The following is a 2,917-nucleotide window of genomic DNA, read 5'->3' as shown; positions in this document are numbered from 1 at the left end:
GTCGCCGAGTTCGGGTCGTTGGTGCGCGCCATGGCGATGCTGCCGCGCACATTGGTCAGGCCGTTGTGTGACTCCAGCGGGATGGGCGGCTTGGTCGGCTTCTGGTTCAGCTTGGCGTCGTAACCGCCGCCCTGGATCATGAAGGTTGCCATGACGCGGTGGAAGACCGTGCCGTTGTAGTGGCCGGCCTTCACATATTGCAGGAAGTTGGCGACCGACTTGGGCGCCTTCTGGGCGTTCAGTTCGATGCGGATGTCGCCTTCGGTGGTCTGCAGCTTGACGGTCTGGGCCTCGGCGCCCAGCGTGGCCAGCAGGCCGGCGAGAAGGAGAGGAAGGATTTTTGTCATGGGAGGCGAGTGGTTAGCGGGTGCGCAATTCGCGGGTCAGGGCCAGCGTGCGGTTGATCTTGCCGGCCAGCGTGTCGCTGGGCATCAGGGCCGACTTCTGGGCACGCTGGTAGGCGCGCAGAGCCAGGCGTACCAACACATCGCCCAGATTTTCCTGGGCCTGGGCATGGTCGGGATGCAGGCGCAGGGCCTGCTCCAGCGCGGCCTTGGCTTCGTCGAGTTCGCCGGCGGCCGCGTGCAGTACGGCGAGATTGTTGTAGGGGTCGGCCAGGTCGGGGAAGTCCTGCGTGAGGCGGGTGAAGATGGCCGTCGCCTTGGCAGGCTCGCCAAGTTCCATGCGCATGACACCCAGTGCGAAGCGCAGTTGCAGATCATCAGGTTGACGGGTCAGGGCCTGCTCGACCTGCTCGACGGCCTGGCTCTTCTGGCCGGCCAGCCAAAGCCGCTGGGCGCTGGCAAGGTCGTCGGCGCGAACCGGCGTGGTTGCCAGCGCCAGGATCAGCAGGCAGGGCAACGCGAGGGTGGGGAAGGGCAGGCGCATGAGGGTTGTAGCGGGGGGCGGCGTCAGGGTCGGCCGCTATACTGAATTCATTCTATGAGCCCCGCCTGGGCGGACCCGGTGCGGGGCTTCTTGTTGGTGGCTGCTGCCCTCGTTTTTCATGTCCCTGCGCGTTCACAACTCCCTCAGCCGAGATCTCGAAGACTTCCAACCGCTCGTGCCTGGCCAAGTGCGCATGTACGTTTGCGGCATCACGGTCTACGACCTCTGCCACATGGGGCATCTGCGCATGAACATGGCGTTCGACGTCATCTACCGCTGGCTGCGTGCCAGTGGTTACGGCGTCACCTATGTGCGCAACATCACCGACATCGACGACAAGATCATCAAGCGTGCCGTCGAGCGCGGCATCACCATCCGCCAGCTCACCGAAGAGATGAGCGCGGCGATGCACGAGGACTTTGCAGCTGTCGGCCTGCTGCGCCCGGACCACGAACCGCGCGCGACCGAGTACGTGCCGCAGATGCTGTCGCTGATCGAGCGCCTGGAAGAGCGTGGCCTGGCCTACCGTTCTGATACTGGCGACGTGAACTACGCGGTGCGCAAGTTCGAAGGCTACGGCAAGCTCAGCGGCAAGAGCATCGATGACCTGCGCGCCGGCGAACGCGTGGCCGTGGACGACGGCAAGCTGGACCCGCTGGACTTTGTGCTCTGGAAGGCCGCCAAGGCCGAGGAGCCGGCGGACGCCAAGTGGGCAGCTCCCTTCGGCGAGGGCCGCCCGGGTTGGCACATCGAGTGCTCGGCAATGAGCTGCGCGCTGCTCGGCGAAAGCTTTGACATCCACGGTGGTGGCACCGATCTGCAGTTCCCTCACCACGAGAACGAGATCGCCCAGAGCGAGGGTGCGGGCTACCCCTTCGCGCGCTACTGGCTGCACAACGGCTTCCTGAACGTCGATGGCGAAAAGATGTCCAAGAGCCTGGGCAACTTCTTCACCATCCGCGACGTGCTGCAGAAGTTCGACGGCGAGACGCTGCGCTTCTTCATGCTGCGCACCCACTATCGCCGGCCGTTCAACTTCAGCGATGCCCACCTCGAAGACGCCCGAGCCGCGCTGACGCGCCTGTACACGGCGTTGGACGCCGTGCCGCCGTCCGAAGTCGCCGTCGACTGGAGCGAGCCCAGCGCCGCTGCCTTCAAGACGGCGATGGACGAGGACTTCGGCACGCCCGGTGCCATCGCCGTGCTGTTTGACCTCGTCAACGAAGTCAACCGTGATCGCTCACCCCAGCGTGCCGGCTTGCTGAAGGCGCTGGCCGGCGTGCTCGGCGTCCTGCAGCAGGAGCCGCGCGCCTATCTGCAGGGCGGCTCGGGCATTGACGACGCGGCCTGGATCGAGGCGCGCATCGCGGCCCGCGCTGCCGCCAAGGCCGCCAAGGACTTTGCGGGTGCCGACGCGATCCGCGCCGAGTTGACGGCCAAGGGCATCATGCTGAAGGACGGTGCCGACGGCACGACCTGGGTGAAGAGCTGATGCCGCCCGAAGTGATCCCGGCCTATTGGGACGAGGCCTGCAAGCACCTGGTCAAGCGCGACCGGGTCATGAAGAAGCTCATCCCGMAGTTCGGCGAGGCGCGGTTGCAGAGCCGCGGCGACGCCTTCGCGACGCTGGCCCGCTCCATCGTCGGCCAGCAGATCTCGGTCAAGGCCGCCCAATCGGTCTGGAACCGCTGGATCGCGCTGATGACCAAATTCCAGCCGACCGCCGTGCTGGGCCTGGGTGTGGATGAGCAGCGCGCTGCCGGCCTGTCCGCCCGCAAGGTCGAATACCTGCGCGACCTGGCGGAACATTTCGACACTGGCCAGGTTCATGTGCGCCAATGGGCGCAGATGGACGACGAAGCCATCATCGAAGAGCTCGTTGCCATTCGTGGCATCGGCCGGTGGACGGCCGAGATGTTCTTGATTTTTCACTTGATGCGCCCCAATGTGATGCCCCTGGATGACATCGGCTTGTTGAAGGGCATCAGCCAGAATTACTTTTCGGGCGAACCTGTCTCCCGCGCCGAGG

General features: G+C 65.3%; 4 protein-coding genes. 2 read left to right on the top strand and 2 right to left on the bottom strand.

Translation table 11 applies throughout. The annotated features are described in order from the left end of the window. Together ACXJKR_RS28810 and ACXJKR_RS28805 are read right to left on the bottom strand one after the other, a co-directional pair. A partial coding sequence (locus ACXJKR_RS28810; RefSeq protein ID WP_457325756.1) for a peptidylprolyl isomerase occupies window positions 1–347 on the bottom strand: 347 nt, incomplete at its 3' end. A 13-nt stretch (window positions 348–360) separates the two neighbouring features. Beyond that, window positions 361–888, bottom strand: coding sequence for a tetratricopeptide repeat protein (locus ACXJKR_RS28805; RefSeq protein ID WP_056197745.1), 528 nt, complete (start codon window positions 886–888; stop codon window positions 361–363). Window positions 889–1,006: 118 nt separating this feature from the next. On the opposite strand from ACXJKR_RS28805, the gene cysS reads away from it, so the two are divergent. Next, window positions 1,007–2,380 carry a cysteine--tRNA ligase gene (gene cysS / locus ACXJKR_RS28800; protein WP_457325755.1) on the top strand — a complete coding sequence of 458 codons (1,374 nt, stop codon included), beginning with the start codon at window positions 1,007–1,009 and terminating at the stop codon, window positions 2,378–2,380. Beyond that, window positions 2,380–2,917: DNA-3-methyladenine glycosylase family protein (locus ACXJKR_RS28795; protein WP_457325753.1), on the top strand; the 538-nt coding region annotated here is incomplete at its 3' end. The genes cysS and ACXJKR_RS28795, both read left to right, overlap by 1 nt.

The organism is Roseateles sp. P5_E11 (assembly GCF_054049355.1).
The sequence above is the reverse complement of the archived record's forward strand: the minus strand, read 5'-3'. Positions and strand labels throughout refer to the sequence as shown.

Coding starts and splice junctions, on each gene's coding strand:
- ACXJKR_RS28805 (WP_056197745.1), bottom strand. CDS start 888: ATGCGCCTGCCCTTCCCCACCCTCGCGTTGCCCTGCCTGCTGATCCTG.
- cysS (WP_457325755.1), top strand. CDS start 1,007: ATGTCCCTGCGCGTTCACAACTCCCTCAGCCGAGATCTCGAAGACTTC.